This is a genomic window from Variovorax sp. Soil_C_26 (assembly GCF_057657075.1).
The window spans coordinates 1-1,153 of sequence record NZ_JBDGJC010000035.1 but is presented as its reverse complement, the minus strand read 5'-3'; the positions used below and the strand labels follow the sequence as shown (position 1 = coordinate 1,153).

The 1,153-nt window shown below is 65.6% G+C and carries 1 protein-coding gene and 1 pseudogene; both read right to left on the bottom strand.

The annotated features are described in order from the left end of the window. The coding region (locus tag AC3A6G_RS27325; protein WP_487875093.1) for an MCP four helix bundle domain-containing protein at positions 1-884 on the bottom strand (884 nt) is incomplete at its 3' end. A 177-nt stretch (positions 885-1,061) separates the two neighbouring features. Further along, positions 1,062-1,153: pseudogene (locus tag AC3A6G_RS27320) on the bottom strand (chemotaxis protein CheW); the annotation flags it as partial.

Genomic DNA, 1,153 nt, shown 5'->3' with positions numbered 1-1,153 from the left:
GAGCTGGCCTGTTCCTCGGTGCGCGACGAGAGATCCTGGTTGCCCGCGGCGATCTGGCCCGAGGCGGTGGCGATGGCATTGGTGCCCTGGCGCACGCCGCCGACCACCTTCGCGAGGCTTGCGTTCATGTTCTGGAGGGCCTGCATGAGCAGGCCGACCTCGTCGCGTGCCGACGATTCGATGCGGCTCGTGAGGTCGCCTCCGGCCACGGTCTGCGCCACCCGCACGGCTTCGTTCAGCGGGCGCGTGATGCTGCGCGTCAGCAGCCATGCGAGCGCCGCACCGAGCACCAGCGCGATGACGCCCAGCGCTATGACGTTCGTGCGCCCCACGCGGTTGAGCGCATGCACCGCCTCGGCTGCTTCGTCGATCCGGTCGGCCTGGTGCGTCAGCATGTTGCGGATGCTGGTGTCGTACACGTCGAGCATCGGCACCAGCTTCTCGTTGGTGAGCACTGCCGCTTCGTCTTGCCGTCCTTCGGCCTTGAGCTTGACAATGGCGTTGCGCAAGGTGATGTACTGGGTGCGCTTGGCCTTGATGTCGGCGCTGAGCGCCTGCTCTTCGGGCGAATCGAGCAGCGCCTCGAGCTTGGCCTGTGTTTCGGAGATGCTGGCGCTGGTCTTGGCCATGTGCTTCTGCAGGTAGTCCTGCACTTCGGCATCGTTGCTCTTGACGAGCGCGAAGGTGCGTACGCTGTTGTTGCTGGTGTTCAGCAGCCAGTTGGCCGCCAGGCGCTCCTTGGCGAGCGAGCGCTCGACCATCTGCTGTACCGCGTCGCCCACGCCTTGCAGACGGAACACACCGATCGCCGCGATGCAGGCCATGAGGCCCAGCACCAATGCGAACCCGATGCCGAGACGTGTGCCGATTTTCAGGTTCTTCATGTCGGTTGCTCCATTCAAGTTTTTCATCTCAGTGATTCATGGCGCTGGACACCACCCGCGTCGCATCGCGCTTCGCAGGCGGAGCCCAGTGCACCCGCGGAACCGGCTTTGCCGGGCCGCCGGGTGCGCCCCCCAGTGGGGGGAGGCGCCCGCAGGCGCTTCGGGGGGCGTTCCATTTCAGGCCGCGATTCTTTCGACCAGGCCCATTTCCTCGCTCGACATCAGCCGATCGATGTCCACCAGGATCAGCATCCGCTCGTCGAGCGTGC